Consider the following 20,725-nt stretch of genomic DNA (forward strand, 5'->3'; position numbering starts at 1 on the left):
GCCACTGCGGAACGGCTCCGGGGATGGGACCGGGCGGGTCGGCGGAACTCATCGGTGGCGGTGTCCGACGCGTGTGGTGTGATCGGCAGGAGCGACGAGGGGAGCGGAAGATGGCCGCGCGGGTACGGATCGAGCCGTGGTCGGAGGGCGACCTCGACCTGCTCCGCCGGGCGAACGCGCCCGCGATGATGCGCCACCTCGGCGGCCCAGAGACCGAGGAGCAGCTGCTCGTCCGGCACGAGCGGTACCTGGCGAGCGGGAGCGAGGAGGGCGGCGGGATGTTCAGCATCGTGCTGCTGCCCGAAGGGGTGCCGGCCGGGAGCATCGGCTACTGGGAGAGGTCCTGGCGGGACGGGACGGTGTACGAGACCGGCTGGGGCGTCCTGCCCGAGTTCCAGGGGCGCGGTGTCGCCGCGGCCGCCGGGGAGGCCGTCATCGCGCGGGCGGCTGCCGACCGGGGCCCGCGCTTCCTGCACGCCTTCCCCAAGGTCGACAACCACCCCTCGAACGCGATCTGCCGCAAGCTCGGCTTCACGCTGGTGGAGGAGTGCGACTTCGAGTACCCGCCGGGTCACCCCATCCGCTGCAACGACTGGTGCCTGGAGCTGTACGCCCCGTGACGCCGGGCGCGCTCCCCGCGGTCGCCGAGCACGCCGAGGGCCGCCGCGCAACCCGCGCGCGGCCCCGTCCGCGCCCGTCCGCGCCCGTCCGGGGCTGCCACGATCGACGCATGCCGACCCTTGGGACGATCATGCTCGCACTGACGGACGTGCCGCGCGCCGCGGCCTTCCGGGGCGCCGCCCTCGGCCACGTGCCTGCGTGCCCCGTGACGGCGAGGTGCGGGCGGAGGACGACTGGGCGGTGCCGGTGCCCGCCGCGGGAGCGGCCGGGCCGCGGATCGCCCCGGCATCAGCGTCCCCCCGGTGCGGGGAGCACCCCCGGGGTCCACCTGGACCCGTACGTGGACGACGCCGCCGAACAGGCGGCCGAGGTGGAGCGGCTGGTCGCCCTGGGCGCCGGGCGGGTCGGCCGCAGACCGGCCCGGGCGCGTCACAGCGGCTCCGGCCCGGCCTGCGGCGGGTCCACGAAGAAGCTGTCGTGACGGAGCAGGAACTCGCCGAACGCCGCGCCCCCGCGCTGCGCCATCTCGCAGGCCCGCTCGAAGTACTCCTCCCGGGGCGCGCCGGGCGCGAAGAGCAGCAGCATCGACACGGGTTCGTCGGAGTCGTTCTGGAAGGCGTGCAGCCCGCCGGCCGGCACGTGGAGGAAGTCCCCGGGACGCGCGGTGATCCAGCGCTCCCCGTCGAAGAGCTGCACCGCCCCGGACAGCACGAAGAAGGACTCGGAGATCGACCGGTGGAAGTGGGTGCTGGGGCCGGGGGAGCCCGGGCCCATGTCGATCCGGTACAGGCCGAAGTCGCCGCCCGTCGACGCGTGCGTGGCGAGGTAGTGGGTGCGGTTGCCCGAGGGCGCGATCACGTCCGCGGCGGTGTCGGCGGAGCGGAACAGCGCGCTGGTCTCGCCCTGTTCTCCGAGGTAGCGGGGCTCGGGGTAGGACATGGCGCTCGTCGCCTCCTTCGGCATCGGTCAGACAGACCGTGCCACATCCGATCGGGGAACTCCGCTCAGCGCTCCGGGAAGGGCAGCCGAAAGGTTGACGAAGCGTGTCCACGCTGCCCGCTCAGGCGGCGATCCCGTCACCGTGGTCGCGGCTTCCCCTTGATGGCACGATGGCATCCGCACTCTTGTCACGACACTCTCGACCGGGGGAACGGATCCGATGAGCAAGGAGATCAGCGACGCGGACCTGATGGACGTCGCGGACGACCCCGCGCAGGCCCGCCGGCTGCACAAGGCCCTCAGGACGCTCGCCGACAACCCCAACGCGGACGGCACGCTCAAGGAGATGGCGCGGGAGGTGCTCTCCGGTCGCCTCGGCATGCGCGAGGCACTGGGTACCGGCGCCTACCTGGGCGCACTCGGCGACCGGATGGCCGAGCTGAAGCGGACCGACGAGCGGCTGACGCCCGAGGAGCGGGCGGCGCAGGAGGAGCGCGCCCGGCGCTGGTTCGAGCAGCGAGCCGACGAGGGGGCGGCGGAGGCGGCGGAGGCCGAGGACGCCCGGGAGGACGAGGCCGCCGGTGGCCACCGCCGGGCCGTGCGGCGCGACCCCCGGGACGTCCCGCCCGCCTACCGGCCGCCGTCCTCGCGGGACTGAACGCCGACACGCGAGCGGGGGCGGGCCGTCCGGCCCGCCCCCGCTCGCGTGTCCCGGCGCCGCGCGCCGGAACGGGGTCACCTCTCCGGCAGGAAGCCGGTCTGGATGAGCTGGTTGCCACGGCGCCGCGTGATGAACTGCGCGCGGCCCGGCGGCAGCTTGGACGCCTTGACGTTGCCGAAGACCGGGCCCTCGCCGGGATCGCCGGAGAGCAGCACACCGGTGGCGCCCAGCTCCTTGACGCGAGTGAGGAACGGCTCGAAGGATGCCCGCGACGCACCCGAGGTGCTGCGCGACAGCACGATGCGCAGCCCCAGGTCACGGGCGAACGGCAGGTACTCCATCAGCACCTGCATCGGGTTGCCCATCGAGGTGGCGACCAGGTCGTAGTCGTCCACGAAGACCCAGGCGTCCGGCTCGCTGTACCAGCTGCGGTTGCGCAGCTGCTCGGGCGTGACGTCCTGGCCGGGCATCCGGCGGCCCATGGAACCGGCCAGCGACTCCATGACCTCCTGCAGCTGCGGGCCGGAGGCGCAGTACTTGTACACGTGGCTGTCCGGGACCTGGCCGAGCAGCGCCCGGCGGAAGTCGGAGACCACGAACAGCGCCTTGCCGGGCTCGTAGCGCTCGCTGACCTGCTGGGCGATGAGCCGCAGCAGCGAGGACTTGCCGGACTCGCTCTCGCCGTAGATGACGAACAGCGGGTCGGTCTCGAAGTCCACGAACACCGGCGACAGGGTGAGCTCGTCCACTCCGATCGCGATGCCGCGGTCGGAGAAGTCCCCACCGCGGGGCAGTTCGCTCGACGGCAGCATCGTCGGCAGCATCCGCACCTTGGGCGCGACGGGGCCCGGCCAGTTGGAGTTGACCGTCGCCACGAACTGCGCCATGCCCTCGGAGAGGTCCTCCACGCTGGAGGAGGCGTCGACGCGGGGCAGCGCCGCCAGGTAGTCCAGCTTCTCCGGGGACAGACCGCGGCCCGGCTTGCCGACCGGCACGTTCTCGGCGCGCCTGCGGTCGAACTCGGACTCCATCGGGTCGCCGAGCCGCAGCTCCAGCCGGCTGAGGACCTGGTCGCGCAGCGCGGGCCGGATCTCGGTGTAGCGGGTGGCGGTGATGACCAGGTGGATGCCGAAGCCCAGACCACGGGTGGCGATGTCGTTGATGACCGGGTCGAGCATCTCGTAGTCGGTCTTGAAGGTGCCCCAGCCGTCGATGACGAGGAACACGTCGCCCCACGGCTGGTCGGGGAAGTGCCCCGAGGCCCGGCGGGAGCGGAAGGTGTTCATGGAGTCGATGACGTTGGTGCGGAAGAACTCCTCGCGCGCGTCCAGGATGCCGTGCACCTCGGCCACCGTACGGCGGACCTTCTCCGCGTCCAGCCGCGAGGCGACCCCGCCGACGTGCGCCAGCCCGTCCAGCGCCAGCATGCCGCCGCCGCCGAAGTCCAGCGCGTAGAACTGCACTTCCTTCGGGGTGTGGGTCAGGGCGAAGGAGGCGATGAGCGTGCGCACCAGCGTCGACTTGCCGGACTGCGGGCCGCCGACGATCAGCGCGTGACCGCCGGAGCTCGACAGGTCCGCGTACAGCACGTCGCGTCGCTGCTCGAAGGGCTTGTCGACCAGGCCGACCGGCACCTGGAGCTTGCCGGTGGCGGTGTAGCCGTCGGCGTGCAGACCCCGCTCGGCGCTCACCGTCAGCGGCGGCAGCACCTGGTCGACGCTGAACGGCTCGTCCAGCGGAGGCAGCCACACCTGGTGGGCGGGCGGCCCCTGGCCCTCCAGCCGGCCGACGATGACGTCGAGCACCGTGTCGGCCAGGGCGTCGTCCACCTGCCCGGCGCGCTGCTGCGGCTCCGGCTCGGTGACGATGCGCACGGGCACCGGCGAGGCGGTGAACAGCACGGGGGAGCGGTCGATGCGCGCCCCGCTCGCGGTCCGGGTGCCCGGCGCCCGGTAGGTGCCGGACACGTACGCGGCCTTGAACTGCACCATCGTGTCGGTGCCGTACTTCAGGATGCCGGCGCCGGGGACGTTGGGCAGGTGGTAGGCGTCGGGCACACCGATCGCCGTGCGCGACTCGGCCGCGGAGAAGGTCCGCAGACCGATGCGGTACGACAGGAAGGTGTCCAGGCCGCGCAGCTTGCCCTCCTCCAGGCGCTGCGAGGCCAGCAGCATGTGCACGCCCAGCGAACGGCCGATGCGGCCGATCTGGATGAACATCTCGATGAAGTCGGGTTTGGCGGCGAGCAGTTCGGAGAACTCGTCGATGATCAGGACCAGCGAGGGCAGCGGGTCGAGCGCCGCGCCCGCCGCGCGGGCCTTCTCGTAGTCGGTGATGTTGGCGTAGTTGCCGGCCTGCCGCAGCAGTTCCTGGCGGCGGGTCAGCTCACCCGTGATGGAGTCGCGCATGCGGTCCACCAGGGTCAGCTCGTCGGCCAGGTTGGTGATCACCGCCGACACGTGCGGCATCGTGCCCATGCCGGTGAAGGTCGCGCCGCCCTTGAAGTCGGCGAGCACGAAGTTGAGGGTCTCCGAGGAGTGCGTCACGGCCAGGCCCAGCACCAGCGTGCGCAGCAGCTCGGACTTGCCGGAACCGGTGGCGCCCACGCACAGTCCGTGTGGGCCCATGCCCTCCTGCGAGGCCTCCTTGACGTCCAGCATCACCGGCTCGCCGGTCTCGCCCAGACCGATCGGCACCCGCAGCCGCTCGTGGAGCGTCCGCGGGCGCCAGGTCCGCGCGACGTCAACCGACGACGCGTCGCCGATCCCCATCAGGTCGGTGAAGTCCAGGTTCGCCAGCAGCGGTTCGTCGGCGTCCGCGGCGCCCAGCCGCAGCGGTGCGAGCTGCCGCGCCAGCGACTCGGCCTGCACCAAGGACAGCACGTCGGGGACACCGGTGAAGGTGCCGGCACCGGCCTCCAGGTACAGCTGGTCGCGCCACACCTGGATGGACAGCGAGCCGCGCGCGTCGTCCAGCTCGCCGGGGACGACCTCGAGGATCGTGACGCCCTGCAGGCCCTCGGCGGAGGCGATCACCGAGTCCGGCGGCACGCCGCCGCCGTCCAGCACGATCACCACGTGCGGTTGGTCCAGCACCGGCTGGCCCTCGCGGTTGAAGCGCGGGCGGCCGTCGAGCTCGTCCGCCAGCAGATCCTCGACCTCACCCAGGTCGCCGCAGATCAGACGGCGCGAGCCCGCGCCGTCGTGCTCCTTGTGCTGCGCGTGCGGCAGCCACTTGACCCACTCCCACTCCGACTGGGCACCGGGCGCCGCCACGACGGCGACCAGGAGGTCCTCCGGCGAGTGCAGGGAGCACAGCTGGCCCACGATGGAGCGGGTCTGCCCGTAGACGGTGTCCGGGTCCCCGGAGACCGTCACGTGGTAGAAGGAGCGCAGCCCCACCGCCAGCGGCAGGTTGTCCAGCGAACCGTGGGCCGCGATGAACTGCTGCATCGAGTGCGCGGTCAGCGGCTCCAGTTCGTCCACCGGGGCGGTCTCCGGTGCCACCAGCGGCGTCGACAGCTGCTGTGGCCCGAGGCCCACCCGTACCTGGGCGAAGTCCGCGTCGGTGGAGCGTCGTTCCCACACCCGTGAGCCCTCGGCGACCAGCGCCCACAGCTGTTCGGGCGCCGGGTGCAGGTAATACTGCGCGTCACGCTGCTTGCGGGCGGTCTTGCGCACCCCACGGCGTATTTGTGCCAGGTACTTCAGGTAGTCCCGGCGGGCCTCCGCCATCTGTCCCGACGGCCCCTTGCGGGCGCGCACGATCTGGGCCACCACCATCGCCACGGTGGAACCCATCATGAGCACGCCCATGACCTTCATGAACCCGCCGGACGTCCCCGACCCCGTGGGCAGAAAGAAGAACGCCGCCGACGAACCCATGCCGAGCATCGGCAGCAGATTCATCAGCAGGCCCTGGTCCTCGCCGCGTGGCAGTTCGGGCGGGGCTTCGAGCCGTACCTCCTCACTCGGCACCTCCGGCGGGTAAACCCGCGGCGGGCGCTTGATGACGACCACGCTCACCGATGCACCAGTCCTTCACGCGAATCGCAGTTTCGGGCCGCCCCCGTGGCGACGGTCCCCCGTATGACACGTCCCGGTCGCGCTCCACCCCCGCGCGGGGCGGGCATTGGACCACAGGCAGGTGGCGATCCTACTGGGCATGACAGTCCCAGGGCACTGGGACGGGTGGGGGACAAGGGACTTGGGGTACCCGGTAGGGTGACGGATCGCGAAGCGCGGACGGGGGTCCGACCCTGGACGGCCGCGTGGACCTCACCCCAACCCACCCATCACCGGACGAGGGGGACCACTCCAGGTGAGCACGATCTCAGCGACGGGATTCTGCAGAGTCACGGTGGCGGCGCCGAACAGCCGGATCGATGTGGCACTCCCGGAGGATGTGCCGCTGTCCGACATCCACCCCGAGATACTGCGCCTGTCGGGCCAGACACCCGACGAAGCCGCCCCCACCGGCTACAACTTGGTCCGACGTGACGGGCGTGTCCTCGACGGCACCCTGTCCCTGGCCGAACAGCGCGTGCACGACGGGGAGTTGCTGCTGCTGCGTCCGTTCGCGGACTCGCTGCCGCCCGCCGTCTTCGACGACGTCGTCGACGCCGTCGCCGCCGCCGTCGAGACCGACCGCCGCAGCTGGAACGACGGCCTGATGCGCGGCGTGGGCCTGACCGCGGGCGTCATCCTGCTCGCCCTCGTGGCCTTCGTGCTCTGGTTCTCCGAGCCGGTCAAGCACGACATGCACGGCCTGCCCGGCATCCTCGCCGGCGCCGCGGGCCTGGTGCTGGTGGCGCTCGCCTCGGTACGCGCCCGCGTGTACGACGACCGGCACTCCGCCGTCGCCCTGGGCCTGGCGTCCCTGCCCCTGCTGCTCGTCGCCGGCTCCGGGATCATGGGCCTCGGCGAGAACGAGGGGCCCGGCCGGCTGCACTTCCTCATCGGCTGCGTGGTCGTGCTCATCGCCGCCGTACTGCTCGTGCTGATGCTGCCGCAGGGGGACGCGCCGTTCGTCGCGGCCTCCTTCACCGCCGGCGTCGGCACCGTGGCCACCTTCGTGGCGATCCTCACCGACGCCGCGCCGCGCGAGGCCGCCGCCGTCACCGCCGTCGTCATGATCGCCGTCATCGGCTTCCTGCCCGGCTGGTCCGCCCGCTTCGCCCGGCTGCCCATCGGCTTCCGCTCGCCCGACCAGGTCCAGGCCCGGCACCGCGGCGACGGCGACCGGCACGGCGAGGAGGAGCCGGTCGACTTCGACCGGATCACGGGCCAGGCCCGCCGGGGCCACGAGCTGCTGCTCGGCCTGGTCGGCGGCTGCGCCGCCGCGATCGTGGGCTCCGCCGGCGTCGTGCTCGGCTTCTCCGACAGCACCTGGGCGCAGTTGCTCGCCCTCGCCATGGGCCTGGCGACGCTGATGCGCGCCCGGCTGTTCCGCTACACCTCGCAGGTCGTGACGCTGATGGTCGCCGGTGTGGTCACCATCGCGCTGCTGATCATCGGCCTCTCCCTCAACCTGCCGACCGACGTCCTCACCGACCTGCTGCGCGGCAACCACTCCTCGCTCGACATCCGCACCGTGTGGTTGTCCGCGGCGGTCGCGCTCGGCGCCGCCCTCCTGGTCGCGATCGCCCTCATCGTCCCCAGCAAGGGCGTCACCCCCTTCTGGGGCCGGATGCTCGACCTCGCAGAGGCGACCGTGCTGCTCTCCCTGATCCCGCTCGCCCTCGCGGTCCTCGACCTGTACGCCGAGGCCCGCGGCATGACCAGCGGCTGAGCCGGGCGGCCCCAGGCCGCCCGGGGCACCCGCGGCACCCGCCACCCCGGCCCCGGACATCGCACCGGGCCCGGGGTGGTACTCTGTGTAGTCGATGCGTCCGCCCATGTGCGGCGCGTCATGCCTTCCGGGTCATCGAAGCTTCTCCTGTGACGCAGACCAGGGGCGCTCGGAGGCACCGACACCACAAGGAGACCGTATGTCGCTCGACGTCGCGACGAAGAAGCAGATCATCGCCGAGTTCGGCACCAAGGAGGGCGACACCGGCTCCCCCGAGGTCCAGGTCGCGCTGCTCTCGCGCCGCATCTCGGACCTGACCGAGCACCTCAAGACCCACAAGCACGACCACCACTCCCGTCGTGGTCTGCTGATCCTGGTCGGCCAGCGCCGCCGCCTGCTGCAGTACCTGGCCAAGAAGGACATCCAGCGCTTCCGCGCCCTGGTAGAGCGCCTCGGCATCCGCCGCGGTGCGGCCGGCGCCCGCTGAGACGCCGTAAAGGGAGCGGTTCCCACCCGGGAGCCGCTCCCTTGGCGTACCCACGGGACCGCGCTGGGCGCGAGACCGGGACAGAAGCTTTGTAGTCTGGTCCCATACACAACGCCATAGAGCATGAGGAGGGAGCGTCCTCCTAAGCGCCACCAGAGCCGGTCCTCGGTAGTGGCCGCCGGGCAGCACGTACGTCCCGGAGGCTTCGATCGAAGACCGGCCCGGCGGGACGCCCCTCCACCGACGGCCACCGGGAAGACGCCCGGCGGCACGAAAGAGGAGAATCCCCATAGTGGAGAACGAGACCCACTACGCCGAAGCCGTGATCGACAACGGCAGCTTCGGCACCCGTACGATCCGCTTCGAGACGGGCCGCCTGGCCCGTCAGGCCGCCGGCTCGGCCGTGGCCTACCTGGACGACGACACCATGGTGCTGTCGGCCACCACCGCCTCGAAGCACCCGAAGGACCAGCTCGACTTCTTCCCCCTGACGGTGGACGTCGAGGAGCGCATGTACGCGGCCGGGCGGATCCCCGGCTCCTTCTTCCGCCGTGAGGGCCGTCCCTCCGAGGACGCGATCCTCACCTGCCGCCTGATCGACCGCCCGCTGCGCCCGTCCTTCAAGAAGGGCCTGCGCAACGAGATCCAGGTCGTGGCGACGGTCATGGCGCTCAACCCCGACCACCTCTACGACGTGGTTGCCATCAACGCCGCCTCCTGCTCCACGCAGCTCGCCGGCCTGCCCTTCTCCGGCCCGATCGGTGGCGTCCGCGTCGCGCTGATCCGCGGTCAGTGGGTCGCCTTCCCGACCCACAGCGAGCTGGAGGAGGCCGTCTTCGACATGGTCGTGGCCGGCCGCACCCTCGAGGACGGCGACGTCGCGATCATGATGGTCGAGGCCGAGGCCACCGACAAGACGATCAAGCTCGTCGAGGGCGGCGCCGAGGCGCCGACCGAGGAGGTCGTCGCCGCGGGTCTGGAGGCCTCCAAGCCCTTCATCAAGGTGCTCTGCAAGGCGCAGGCCGACCTGGCCGCCAAGGCCGCCAAGGAGACCGCCGAGTTCCCGATCTTCCTGGACTACCAGGACGACGTGTTCGAGGCGCTCGAGGCAGCCGTCGCCGACGAGCTCAAGCAGGCGCTGACCATCGCCGGCAAGCAGGCCCGCGAGTCCGAGCTGGACCGCGTCAAGGGTCTCGCCGCCGAGAAGCTGCTGCCGCAGTTCGAGGGCCGCGAGAAGGAGATCTCCGCGGCCTACCGCTCGCTGACCAAGAAGCTGGTCCGCGAGCGCGTCATCAAGGACAAGGTCCGCATCGACGGCCGCGGCGTCACCGACATCCGCACCCTGGCCGCCGAGGTCGAGGCGATCCCGCGGGTGCACGGCTCGGCCCTGTTCGAGCGCGGCGAGACCCAGATCCTGGGTGTCACCACGCTGAACATGCTGCGCATGGAGCAGCAGCTGGACACGCTGTCGCCCGAGACGCGCAAGCGCTACATGCACAACTACAACTTCCCGCCGTACTCCACCGGTGAGACCGGCCGCGTCGGCTCCCCCAAGCGCCGCGAGATCGGCCACGGCGCGCTGGCCGAGCGGGCGCTCCTGCCGGTGCTGCCGGCCCGCGAGGAGTTCCCGTACGCCATCCGCCAGGTCTCCGAGGCGCTCGGCTCCAACGGCTCCACCTCCATGGGTTCGGTCTGCGCCTCCACCATGTCGCTGCTGAACGCCGGTGTGCCGCTGAAGGCCCCGGTCGCCGGCATCGCCATGGGCCTGATCTCCCAGGAGATCGACGGCGAGACCCACTACGTCACCCTCACCGACATCCTCGGTGCGGAGGACGCGTTCGGCGACATGGACTTCAAGGTCGCCGGCACCAAGCAGTTCGTCACCGCGCTGCAGCTGGACACCAAGCTCGACGGCATTCCGGCGTCGGTCCTGGCCGCGGCCCTCAAGCAGGCCCGCGACGCCCGTCTGCACATCCTCGACGTGATGATGGAGGCGATCGACACTCCGGACGAGATGTCGCCGAACGCCCCGCGCATCATCACCGTCAAGATCCCGGTGGACAAGATCGGTGAGGTCATCGGCCCCAAGGGCAAGATGATCAACCAGATCCAGGAGGACACCGGCGCCGAGATCACCATCGAGGACGACGGCACCATCTACATCGGTGCCGCCGACGGCCCGTCCGCCGAGGCCGCCCGCGCCACCATCAACGGCATCGCCAACCCGACGATGCCCGAGGTCGGCGAGCGCTACCTGGGCACGGTCGTGAAGACCACCACCTTCGGTGCCTTCGTCTCCCTGCTCCCGGGCAAGGACGGCCTGCTGCACATCTCGCAGATCCGCAAGCTGGCCGGTGGCAAGCGTGTGGAGAACGTCGACGACGTCCTCGCCGTGGGCTCCAAGGTCCAGGTCGAGATCGCCGAGATCGACCAGCGCGGCAAGCTGTCGCTGATCCCGGTCATCGAGGGGGACGAGGCGTCCGACGAGAAGGCCGACGACAAGGCCGAGGACGCGTCCGAGAAGTGACCACCCGCACCACTCGTGTGACGGCCCGCCCCTCCACCAAGGGGCGGGCCGTCCGCACGCAGACCCTCCTGCCCGGCACCGACGGCATCGGCACGGTCCGGCGCAGCGTCCTGCCCGGGGGACTGCGCGTCGTCACCGAGACCCTGCCGACCGTGCGCTCCGCGACCTTCGGCATCTGGGTCGGCGTCGGCTCCCGCGACGAGACCCCGGCCCTGAACGGCGCCACGCACTACCTGGAGCACCTGCTCTTCAAGGGCACCTCCCGGCGCAGCGCGCTGGAGATCTCCTCGGCGATCGACGCCGTCGGCGGTGAGATGAACGCCTTCACCGCCAAGGAGTTCACGTGCTACTACGCGCGTGTCCTCGACACCGACCTGCCGCTCGCCATCGACGTGGTCAGCGACATGCTGACCGGCTCCCTGATCCGCCAGGAGGACATCGACGCCGAGCGCGGTGTCGTCCTGGAGGAGATCGCGATGACCGAGGACGACCCCGGCGACCAGGTCCACGACCTGTTCGCCACCTCCATGCTGGGCGACTCCCCGCTGGGCCGCCCGGTCCTCGGCACCGTCGACACCATCAACGCCCTCACCCGCGACCAGGTCGCCCGCTTCTACCGGAAGCACTACGACCCGACGCGGCTGGTCGTCGCCGCCGCGGGCAACATCGACCACGCCACCGTCGTCCGCCAGGTCCGCAAGGCCTTCGAGGACGCGGGCGCCCTCCGCGACACGGACGCCGTGCCCCGCGCCCCGCGCGGCGGCGTTCGCACGATCCGCGGCCAGGGCAGGGTCGAGCTGCTGGAGCGCCGTACCGAGCAGGCACACGTCGTGCTCGGCGTGCCGGGGCTGTCCCGGCACGACGACCGGCGCTGGGCGCTGGGCGTGCTCAACACCGCGCTCGGCGGCGGCATGAGCTCCCGGCTGTTCCAGGAGGTCCGCGAGAAGCGCGGCCTCGCCTACAGCGTCTACTCGTACACCTCGTCCTTCGCGGACTGCGGCCTGTTCGGCGTGTACGCCGGCTGCCAGCCGCGCCGCGTCCACGAAGTCCTCAAGATCTGCCGCGAGGAGCTGCACCAGGTCGCCGAACACGGGCTGAGCGACGAGGAACTGCGCCGCGCCATCGGCCAGTTCTCCGGCTCGACCGTACTCAGCCTGGAGGACACCGGCGCGCTCATGAACCGGATCGGCAAGAGCGAGCTCTGCTGGGGCGAGCAGATGTCGGTGGACGCCACACTGGAGCGGATCGCCGCGGTCACACCCGACGAGGTGCGCGCGGTCGCCCGCGATGTCTTGGGACAGCGTCCCTCACTGGCCGTCATAGGCCCGCTGAAGGACCGGCAGGCCGCTCGACTGCACGAGTCCGTCGCCTGAGCCCGAGCCTGAGCCGTACCGACCGTCTCGAACGTCTGGACCGGAGGACTGGAACGATGAGCAAGATCCGCGTGGGTGTGATCGGGGCCCGGGGCCGCATGGGCGCCGAGGCGGTCAAGGCCGTCGAGGCCGCGGACGACCTGGAGCTGGTGGCGGCGATCGGCCGCGAGGACAAGCTGGAGGTCATGGCCGAGAACGAGGCCCAGGTCGCGGTGGAACTGACCACCCCCGGCTCGGTCATGGGCAACCTCGACTTCTGCCTGCGGCACGGCATCCACGCGGTCGTCGGCACCACCGGCTGGACCGACGAGCGCCTGGACACCCTGCGCGGCTGGCTCGGCGCGGCGCCGGGCACCGGTGTACTCATCGCGCCGAACTTCGGCATCGGCGCGGTTCTGGCCATGCGCTTCGCCCGCCAGGCGGCCCGCTTCTACGAGTCCGCGGAGATCGTCGAACTCCACCACCCGGACAAGGTCGACGCCCCCAGCGGCACCGCCGTCCGCACCGCGCAGCTCATCGCCGACGCCCGCCGCGAGGCCGGGCTCGGCGAGCAGCCGGACGCCACCGCGACCGCCCTGGACGGCGCGCGCGGCGCCGACGTCGAGGGCGTGCCCGTGCACGCGGTACGGCTGCGCGGTCTCGTCGCCCACCAGGAGGTGCTCTTCGGCGACGCCGGCGAGGTACTCACCATCCGTCACGACTCCATGAACCGCGGTTCCTTCATGCCGGGCGTACTGCTCGGCGTGCGCAGGATCGTCTCCACGCCGGGGCTGACCTTCGGCCTGGAGCACTTCATGGACCTCGACTGACCGACCGAGAGACACAGACTGGAGCCGGTTCGACCACCATGCGCGCAAAGATCACCTACTTCGTCCTCGCGGCCGTCCTGGTCGTCTACTTCGTGCTGGCCGGCGCCCGCGGCGTCTGGCTGATCCAGGACGGCCGCCCGGTCACGGTGGTCCTCGGCGTGGCCGTGCTCGTGCTGCCGCTGGTCGGCGTGTGGTTCCTGGTCCGTACGACGCAGTTCGCGCGCAACGCGGACCGGCTGGCCAGGGAACTGGAGGCCGAGGGCGGACTGCCGGAGGACGAACTGGTCCGCACCCCGAGCGGTCGCGTGGACCGGGCCTCCGCCGACGCGGTCTTCGCCCGGCGCAAGGCCGAGACGGAAGCCGCGCCGGAGGACTGGCGGACGTGGTTCCGGCTCGCGGTCGCCTACCACGACGCCCGCGACACCCCGCGGGCGCGCAAGGCCATGCAGCGGGCGATCGCCCTGCGCGGGAAGGCGCCGCAGACCCGCTGAGCGGGTCCGGGCTCAGCCCGGCAGGACGGTCGTCCCGGTCTCCCCGGGGGCGCCGGTCAGCGCCCGCAGCAGGACGTGCGGGGCACGCCCGTCCAGCACCCGCGCGGTTCGGACACCGGCGCGGACCGCGCGCAGGCAGCTCTCCATCTTCGGCACCATGCCGCCCCCGAGCGAGGGCAGCATCAGTTCCAGTTCGGTGGCGGTGAGCCGGTCCAGCACCCGCTCCCGGCGCGGCCAGTCCGCGTACAGCCCCGGTACGCCGGTCAGCACCATCAGGGACTCCGCGCCCAGCGCGACGGCGAGCGCGCCGGCTGCCGCGTCCGCGTTGACGTTGTAGACCTCGCCGTCCGTCCCGCGGGCGAGCGGTGACACCACAGGGACGTGGCCGTGGTCCAGCAGCACGTCCAGGGCCGCGGTGCTGACCTCCGTCACCTCCCCGACCAGGCCGATGTCCATCAGCTCCCCGCCGACCTCGGCGTACCTGCGCACCGCGGTGAGGGTGTGCGCGTCCTCGCCGGTGATCCCGACGGCGTACGGGCCGTGCTCGTTGATCAGCCGCACCAGCTCCCGCTGCACCTTCCCGGCGAGCACCATCCGCACCACGTCCAGCGTCTCCGGGGTGGTGACACGCTGCCCGCCCAGGAAGCGCGCCGGCACGCCGAGCCGCTCCAGCTGCGCGCTGATCTGCGGACCGCCCCCGTGCACCACGACGGCCCGCACCCCGGTTTGCCGCAGCCGCACCACGTCCTCGGCGAAGGAACGCAGCAACGGCGCGTCGGTCATGGCGTGCCCGCCGAACTTCACGACGACGGTCCGGCCCCGCAGCGGTTCCAGCGCGGGCAGTGGCCCAGGATGGCTGAGGAGCGTGTTCGGGTGGGGCGGTGCGAGCAAGAGTCGCTCCAGGTCCTCGGCGGGCCGGGTCGGCCGGACGCTAACAGCCCCAGGCGAACACCCGATGACGCTCGTCTGTCGCCCGCACAGCGCCCAACGGCGCGGCGTCACGGGGCCATCGCGCTGCTGCGGCGGGCTGTCGGCCCGGCACGGCCCGGGCCCGTGCCGGGTCACGGCGTGGCGCCCCGCAGGGGTTGGCGGGCGGTGGGGACGACGAGGGGGGTGCCCGTCTCGGGGTCGTCGATCACGCGGCAGCGCAGCCGGAAGACCTCCTGCACCAGGGCCTCGGTGACCACGTCGGACGGTGCGCCCTCGGCGACCACGCGGCCGTCCCGCATCGCGATGAGGTGCGTGGCGTACCGCGCCGCGTGGTTGAGGTCGTGGAGGACGGCGACGACCGTGCGGCCCTCCTCGTACAGCCGCGCGCACAGGTCGAGGACCTCCAACTGGTGCGTGATGTCCAGGTACGTCGTCGGCTCGTCGAGCAGCAGCAGGGGCGTCTGCTGCGCCAGGGCCATCGCGATCCACACCCGCTGCCGCTGTCCGCCCGACAGCTCGTCGACGGCGCGTTCCGCCAGGTCCGCGACGCCGGTGGCAGCCATCGACTGCGCGACGATCCGTTCGTCCTCCCGGGACCACTGCCGCAGCAGGCCCTGGTGCGGATAGCGGCCGCGCGCGACGAGGTCGGCGACCGTGATGCCCTCCGGCGCCACCGACGTCTGCGGCAGCAGCCCCAGTGTGCGGGCCACCTGCTTGGCCGGGAGCCTGCCGATGTCCTGCCCGTCCAGCAGCACCGTGCCGGCCACCGGCTTCAGGGTCCGCGACAGGGCGCGCAACAAGGTGGACTTCCCGCAGGCGTTGGGTCCGACGATCACCGTGAAGGAGGCGTCCGGAACCGCCACGCTCAGCCCCTCGGCGATGGTGCGCCGGTCGTAGGCGAGCGTGAGCGCCTCCCCGCCGAGCCGGGTCGTGTCGTTGGCCGTCGTCATATCCGTCCTGCCTTGCGTTCCGTCGCGAGCAGCCACACGAGGTAGCTCCCGCCCAGCACCCCCGTCACCACACCCACCGGCAGCTGCCGACCGGGGAAGACCGACTGCGCCGCCCAGTCCGCCGCCACCATCAGCACGGCGCCCGTGCACAGCGAGGGCAGCAGGTTCGGCCCCGGCGTCCGGGTCAGCCGGCGGGCCAGCTGGGGCGCGGTCAGCGCCACGAAAGCGACGGGCCCGGCCGCGGCGGCCGCGAAGGAGGCCAGCAGCACCGCGGAGGCCAGCAGTACCAGCCGGACGCGCTGGACGCGCACCCCGAGCGCGTACGCGGCGTCGTCGCCCATCTCCATGATCCGCAGGCCCCGGCCGCAGCCGAGCAGCACCACGGGCACCAGCACCGCCATCGCAGCGAGCAGCGGTCCGCAGTCCCGCCGGCCGCGGCCGTCGAGGCTGCCGGTCATCCACAGCAGTGCCCGGGCGGCGTCCATCAACTGCCCCTTGGTGAGCAGGTATCCGTTGATGCCGGTGAGGATCGCCGAGACGCCGATGCCGACCAGCACGAGCCGCCGGCCGTGCACGCCCCGCCGCCAGGCCAGCGCGTAGACCAGGACGCCGGTGACCGCGCCGCCGGTGACCGCTCCGCAGGCGAGCGCCGTGCTCCCGCCGCCGGTGACGACCACGACCAGTGCCCCGGTCGTCGCGCCCTGGGTGAAGCCCAGCACGTCGGGGCTGCCCAGTGGGTTGCGGACCACCGACTGGAAGACGGCGCCGGCCAGCGCCAGGGCCGCACCGGTGAGCAGCGCGGTCACCACGCGCGGCAGCCGCAGCTCGTTGACGATGAAGTCGTCGGCGGGGGCGCCGTTCCCGGCGAGCGTGCGCAGCACGTCCCCGGGGGCCAGCGGATAGTCGCCGGTGCCGATCGCGAGGACGCCCACCGCGAGCGCGAGCAGCGCGCATCCCGCGCCGACCAGCGCCGCGCGCGGCCGCAGGCGCACCGACCGGGTTCCGTACCGCAGGACGCTCATGCGGCCGCCACCTTCCGCCGACGTACGAAGTAGAGGAAGAACGGCCCGCCCACGACGGCGGTGACCACGCCGACCTGCAGTTCCGACGGCCGGGCGACGACCCGCCCCAGCACGTCCGCGCCCAGCAGCACCACGGGGGCCAGCAACGCGCTGTAGGGCAGCATCCACCGCTGGTCCGGCCCGGTCAGGGCCCGGACGAGGTGCGGCACCATCAGCCCGACGAACACCAGCGGCCCACAGGCGGCCGTCGCCGCCCCGCACAGCAACGTCACCGCGACGATGACCGCCGCGCGGGTACGGGCCGGACGGGCGCCCAGCGCGCGGGCGGCGTCGTCGCCGAGGGTCAGCGCGTTCAGCGGCCGTCCCAGGGCGAGTGCCGGCAGCAGCCCGGCGGCGACGAAGGGCGTCAGCCGGACCACCGTGGTCATGTCGGCGCCGGCCAGCGAGCCGACCGTCCAGAAGCGCATGCGCTCCAGGGCGGCCGAGTCCAGCAGCATGACGGCGTTGACACAGGAGAACAGGGCCGCGTTGACCGCGGTGCCCGCCAGCGCCAGCCGCGCCGGGGTCGCCCCCCGCCCGCCGCCGACGGCGTACACCAGCACCGACACGATCGCGGCGCCCGCGAAGGCGAACCACACGTAACCGGTGAAACTGCTCAGCCCGGCGAAGGCGATGGCGGTGACCACCGCCGCCGACGCGCCGGCGTTGATGCCGAGCAGTCCGGGGTCGGCCAGCGGATTGCGGGTGAGCGCCTGCATGAGGGCACCCGAGACGCCGAGGGCGGTGCCGGCCAGCAGGCCGAGCAGGGTGCGCGGCAGCCGCATCTCATGCACGACGGTGTACGCGGGCGAGTCGCTGTCGGTGAGCCCCTGCCACACCTCCTGAGGGGAGAGCGCCTTGGCGCCCACCGCGACGCCGGCGCCGAGCACGAGCAGCAGGAGCAGCAGGGAGGCGAGCAGCCCGGCGATCCTCGGCAGCAGCCGGGAGTGCCCGGCCCGGTTCGCGCCGGCCGCGGTCGGCGCCGTCGGCACAGCCGGTTCGGACTTCGAACTCCCCTCCGGAACAGAGGGGTTGATGGGGTTCACGGACGGCCTCCTGGTGCCGGCGCCTGGGTGGCTCTTGACGACTGATTCATAACTTAGGTTAGGGTAACCTAAGTTAGACCGTCGGCCGGTGACTCCCCCTGTTCTCGTACTTCGCTCGAAAGTAGGCACCCTCATGCCCATCGACGCAGACCCCCGCCCCAGCCGCCGAGGCATGCTCGCCGCCGGCGGTGCCCTGGGCCTCGGCGCGTTGCTCGCCGCGTGCGGTTCCGGCGGTGGCGACAAGGCATCCGTCAGGACCGGCACCGGCAGCGGCCCGTGGTCCTTCACCGACGACCGCAAGACCAAGGTCACGGCGAAGGCCACCCCCCGGCGCATCGTCGCCTTCACCGGCACCGCCGCCGCCCTGGTCGACTTCGGCCTCGGCAAGGAGATCGTCGGCGTCTTCGGCGAGACCAAGGAGGCGGACGGCACCCCCGAGAAGCAGGCCGGCGACCTCGACGTCGCCGAGGTCGAGATCCTCGGCAACGTCTGGGGCGAGTTCAGCGTCGAGAAGTACGCGGCCCTGCGCCCGGACCTCCTCGTCACGCACATGTACGACCCGGACGCCCTCTGGTACGTCCCGGACGAGAGCAAGGACAAGATCCTCGAGCTCGCCCCGAGTGTGGCCGTCACCACGGGCCGGGTCCCCCTGACCGAGCCGGTCCAGCGCTACGCCGAGCTCGCCGAGTCCCTCGGCGCCGACCTGAAGGCCGCCAAGGTCACCGCGGCCAAGGCCCGCTTCGAGAAGGCCGCCGAGACGCTTCGCCAGGCCGCCAAGGCGAGCGGCGGCATCAAGGTGCTGGCCGCCTCCGGCGCCGCGGACCTCTTCTACGTCTCCAACCCCGGGGTCAGCTCCGACCTCATGTACTTCAAGTCCCTGGGCGTGGACGTCATCGTCCCGGAGAAGACCGACGGCGGCGACTACTACGAGAGCCTCAGCTGGGAGAACGCGGACAAGTACGACGCGGACCTGATCCTGCTCGACTCCCGCAACACGGCCCTGCAGCCCGAGGCGCTCCAGGCCAAGCCCGCCTGGAAGAAGCTGCCCGCCGTCAAGGCCGGCCAGATCGCCCCCTGGGACGCCGTCCCCCGCTTCTCCTGGGCCGGCGCAGCGCCCCTGCTGGAGGACCTGGCCAAGGCGATCCGGAACGCCAAGAAGCTCACCTGACCCACGGCTGAGCGCAGTCACCGCCGAGGTGAGCCCGGCGACGGGTTCCCCCCGTAGCCGGCCACGGTCCCGGCGCCCGCGGCGGGCTGCGGTCCCGCACCTTCCGAGCGCACCGCCCCGGTGTACCAGGCCTCCTCGGAGCCGTCCGCACCCTGCACCGCCACCTGATGTGCGCGCGCTTCTTCGTCGGCCACTGAGCCGAGGGTGACGGCGAGGCCGGCACCCCACCCGGGGCCCACGGCCGACACCCCCCCACGAGAGGACCACCATGAGCTTCCTCGCCCCCACCGACGAGGACCGGACCGCAGCGGCAGCCCCCGCCGGCGGCGGCGGCGCTGCACGGGCGCACCTGTTCAACGAGCGCAACCTCGACCGCTACCGCGGCTCCCTCACCCAGGGAATCCGCCGGGTCGCCGGCCGCATCGCCGCCACCGAGCGGCCGTTCACCGGCATCACCCCCGACAGGCTCGCCCCCCGGATCTCCGGCATCGACCTCGACACCCCGCTCGGCGACCCCGGTGCGGCGCTCGACGAACTCGACGAGGTCTACCTGCGCGACGCGGTGTACTTCCACCACCCGCGCTACCTGGCCCACCTCAACTGCCCGGTCGTCATCCCCGCCCTGCTCGGCGAGGCCGTGCTCACCGCCGTCAACTCCTCCCTCGACACCTGGGACCAGAGCGCCGGCGGCACCCTCATCGAACGCCGCCTCGTCGACTGGACCGCCGACCGCATCGGCCTCGGCGAGGACGCCGACGGCATCTTCACCAGCGGCGGCAGCCAGTCCAACTTCCAGGCCCTGCTGCTCGCCCGCGAGGAGGCATGCATCCGCGCGGCCGAGAACTCCCCGGTCCCGGCCGGGAAGCACGAGCTCCTCCCGCGACTGCGGATCATCGCCTCCGAGGCCGGCCACTTCAGCGTCGAGAAATCCGCCAAGATGCTCGGCCTCGGACCCGACGCCGTCATCACCGTCGAGACCGACCGCGAACGCAGGATGCGCCCGGCCGCCCTCGCCCGTGAGATCGAACGCTGCAAGCGCGAGGACCTCGTCCTCATGGCCGTGGTGGCCACCGCCGGTACCACCGACTTCGGCTCCGTCGACCCCCTGCGGCCCATCGCCGACCTGTGCGCCCGGGCCGGGACATGGCTGCACGTCGACGCCGCCTACGGTTGCGGCCTGCTGGTCTCGCAGACCCGCCGGCACCTGCTGGACGGCATCGAGCGCGCCGACTCCGTCACCGTCGACTATCACAAGTCCTTCTTCCAGCCGGTCAGTTCCGGTGCCCTGCTGGTCCGCGACCGGGCGACGCTGCGCCACGCGACGTACCACGCCGACTACCTCAACCCCGCGCGCACCGCGGAGAAGGTCCCCAACCAGGTCGACAAGAGCGTCCAGACCACCCGCCGCTTCGACGCCCTCAAGCTCTGGCTCACCCTGCGCATCATGGGCCCGGACGCCGTCGGCGCGCTCTTCGACGAGGTCTGCGACCGCGCCGAGCAGGCCTGGCGGCTGCTCGACGCCGATCCCCGCTTCGAGGTCGTCACCAAGTCCCAGCTCAGCACCCTCGTCTTCCGCCACCTCCCGCCGGACGGGCCCGCCCGCGCCCGCGCGGACGAGGCCAACCTGCACGCCCGTGAGGCCCTGGCCGCCTCCGGCGAGGGCGTCGTGGCCGGCACCACGGTCGACGGCCACCACTACCTGAAGTTCACGCTGCTCAACCCCGAGACGTCGACGGCCGACATCGCCCACGTCCTCGACCTGCTCGCCGGGCACGCCCGCCGTCATCTGGACGGCACCGGCACCGGCCCGGGTGCCGTGCCCGAGCGCCGAGCCGGCTGAACCCGACCCCCTCGTCACCCCATGGAGCGCCC

Annotated in this window: 16 protein-coding genes; 10 read left to right on the forward strand and 6 right to left on the reverse strand. The window is 72.2% G+C overall.

Annotated features, from left to right (window positions below; translation table 11 throughout):
- Positions 1-110: 110 nt before the first annotated feature.
- Positions 111-620, forward strand: a complete 510-nt coding sequence (locus ACRWNP_RS26530) for a GNAT family N-acetyltransferase (RefSeq protein WP_431965570.1) — start codon at positions 111-113, stop codon at positions 618-620.
- Between the two features lie 430 nt (positions 621-1,050).
- On the opposite strand, the gene ACRWNP_RS26535 is transcribed toward ACRWNP_RS26530, so the two are convergent.
- Positions 1,051-1,560 carry a cupin domain-containing protein gene (locus ACRWNP_RS26535; RefSeq protein WP_431965572.1) on the reverse strand — a complete coding sequence of 170 codons (510 nt, stop codon included), beginning with the start codon at positions 1,558-1,560 and terminating at the stop codon, positions 1,051-1,053.
- A 220-nt stretch (positions 1,561-1,780) separates the two neighbouring features.
- Between ACRWNP_RS26535 and ACRWNP_RS26540 the strand changes: the two genes are divergently transcribed.
- Positions 1,781-2,218 (forward strand): hypothetical protein, encoded by a 438-nt coding sequence (locus tag ACRWNP_RS26540; RefSeq protein ID WP_431965574.1) that lies wholly within the window; start codon positions 1,781-1,783, stop codon positions 2,216-2,218.
- Positions 2,219-2,295: 77 nt separating this feature from the next.
- Here the strand turns inward: ACRWNP_RS26540 and eccCa are convergent, their stop codons facing one another.
- Positions 2,296-6,246 (reverse strand): type VII secretion protein EccCa, encoded by a 3,951-nt coding sequence (gene eccCa, locus ACRWNP_RS26545; RefSeq protein ID WP_431965576.1) that lies wholly within the window; start codon positions 6,244-6,246, stop codon positions 2,296-2,298.
- Positions 6,247-6,541: 295 nt separating this feature from the next.
- Between eccCa and eccD the strand changes: the two genes are divergently transcribed.
- From eccD to ACRWNP_RS26575, 6 genes are all read left to right on the forward strand, one after another.
- Positions 6,542-8,011, forward strand: coding sequence for a type VII secretion integral membrane protein EccD (gene eccD, locus ACRWNP_RS26550; RefSeq protein ID WP_431965578.1), 1,470 nt, complete (start codon positions 6,542-6,544; stop codon positions 8,009-8,011).
- A gap of 199 nt (positions 8,012-8,210) precedes the next feature.
- Positions 8,211-8,498 (forward strand): 30S ribosomal protein S15, encoded by a 288-nt coding sequence (gene rpsO, locus ACRWNP_RS26555; RefSeq protein WP_361804583.1) that lies wholly within the window; start codon positions 8,211-8,213, stop codon positions 8,496-8,498.
- Between the two features lie 292 nt (positions 8,499-8,790).
- On the forward strand, positions 8,791-11,025 hold the full coding sequence (locus tag ACRWNP_RS26560; RefSeq protein WP_431965581.1) for a polyribonucleotide nucleotidyltransferase: 2,235 nt from the start codon (positions 8,791-8,793) through the stop codon (positions 11,023-11,025).
- Positions 11,022-12,398 carry a M16 family metallopeptidase gene (locus ACRWNP_RS26565; RefSeq protein ID WP_431965583.1) on the forward strand — a complete coding sequence of 459 codons (1,377 nt, stop codon included), beginning with the start codon at positions 11,022-11,024 and terminating at the stop codon, positions 12,396-12,398. Before ACRWNP_RS26560 ends, ACRWNP_RS26565 begins: the two co-directional genes overlap by 4 nt.
- A gap of 56 nt (positions 12,399-12,454) precedes the next feature.
- Complete coding sequence (dapB, locus tag ACRWNP_RS26570) at positions 12,455-13,207, forward strand: 4-hydroxy-tetrahydrodipicolinate reductase (RefSeq protein ID WP_431965585.1); 753 nt, start codon at positions 12,455-12,457, stop codon at positions 13,205-13,207.
- A 38-nt stretch (positions 13,208-13,245) separates the two neighbouring features.
- Positions 13,246-13,698 (forward strand): hypothetical protein, encoded by a 453-nt coding sequence (locus ACRWNP_RS26575; RefSeq protein WP_431965587.1) that lies wholly within the window; start codon positions 13,246-13,248, stop codon positions 13,696-13,698.
- A 12-nt stretch (positions 13,699-13,710) separates the two neighbouring features.
- On the opposite strand, the gene argB is transcribed toward ACRWNP_RS26575, so the two are convergent.
- From argB to ACRWNP_RS26595, 4 genes are all read right to left on the reverse strand, one after another.
- Positions 13,711-14,589, reverse strand: a complete 879-nt coding sequence (argB, locus tag ACRWNP_RS26580) for an acetylglutamate kinase (RefSeq protein WP_431965589.1) — start codon at positions 14,587-14,589, stop codon at positions 13,711-13,713.
- A 170-nt stretch (positions 14,590-14,759) separates the two neighbouring features.
- On the reverse strand, positions 14,760-15,578 hold the full coding sequence (locus ACRWNP_RS26585; RefSeq protein WP_431965591.1) for an ABC transporter ATP-binding protein: 819 nt from the start codon (positions 15,576-15,578) through the stop codon (positions 14,760-14,762).
- Positions 15,575-16,600 (reverse strand): FecCD family ABC transporter permease, encoded by a 1,026-nt coding sequence (locus ACRWNP_RS26590; protein WP_431965593.1) that lies wholly within the window; start codon positions 16,598-16,600, stop codon positions 15,575-15,577. The genes ACRWNP_RS26585 and ACRWNP_RS26590 overlap by 4 nt, the downstream gene beginning before the upstream one ends.
- The gene (locus ACRWNP_RS26595) at positions 16,597-17,631 is read right to left on the reverse strand and encodes a FecCD family ABC transporter permease (protein ID WP_431965615.1); all 1,035 of its coding nucleotides are present in this window, start codon (positions 17,629-17,631) and stop codon (positions 16,597-16,599) included. The genes ACRWNP_RS26590 and ACRWNP_RS26595 overlap by 4 nt, the downstream gene beginning before the upstream one ends.
- A 187-nt stretch (positions 17,632-17,818) precedes the next feature.
- Here ACRWNP_RS26595 and ACRWNP_RS26600 point away from each other — a divergent pair, with 187 nt between their 5' ends.
- Together ACRWNP_RS26600 and ACRWNP_RS26605 are read left to right on the forward strand one after the other, a co-directional pair.
- Complete coding sequence (locus ACRWNP_RS26600; RefSeq protein ID WP_431965595.1) at positions 17,819-18,853, forward strand: ABC transporter substrate-binding protein; 1,035 nt, start codon at positions 17,819-17,821, stop codon at positions 18,851-18,853.
- Positions 18,854-19,121: 268 nt separating this feature from the next.
- A complete protein-coding gene (locus ACRWNP_RS26605) occupies positions 19,122-20,693 on the forward strand; it encodes a pyridoxal phosphate-dependent decarboxylase family protein (protein WP_431965597.1) in 1,572 nt (523 codons plus the stop codon).
- The last annotated feature ends 32 nt before the right edge of the window (positions 20,694-20,725 follow it).

It is taken from the genome of Actinacidiphila sp. bgisy160, assembly GCF_965342435.1.
Classification (GTDB): domain Bacteria; phylum Actinomycetota; class Actinomycetes; order Streptomycetales; family Streptomycetaceae; genus Actinacidiphila.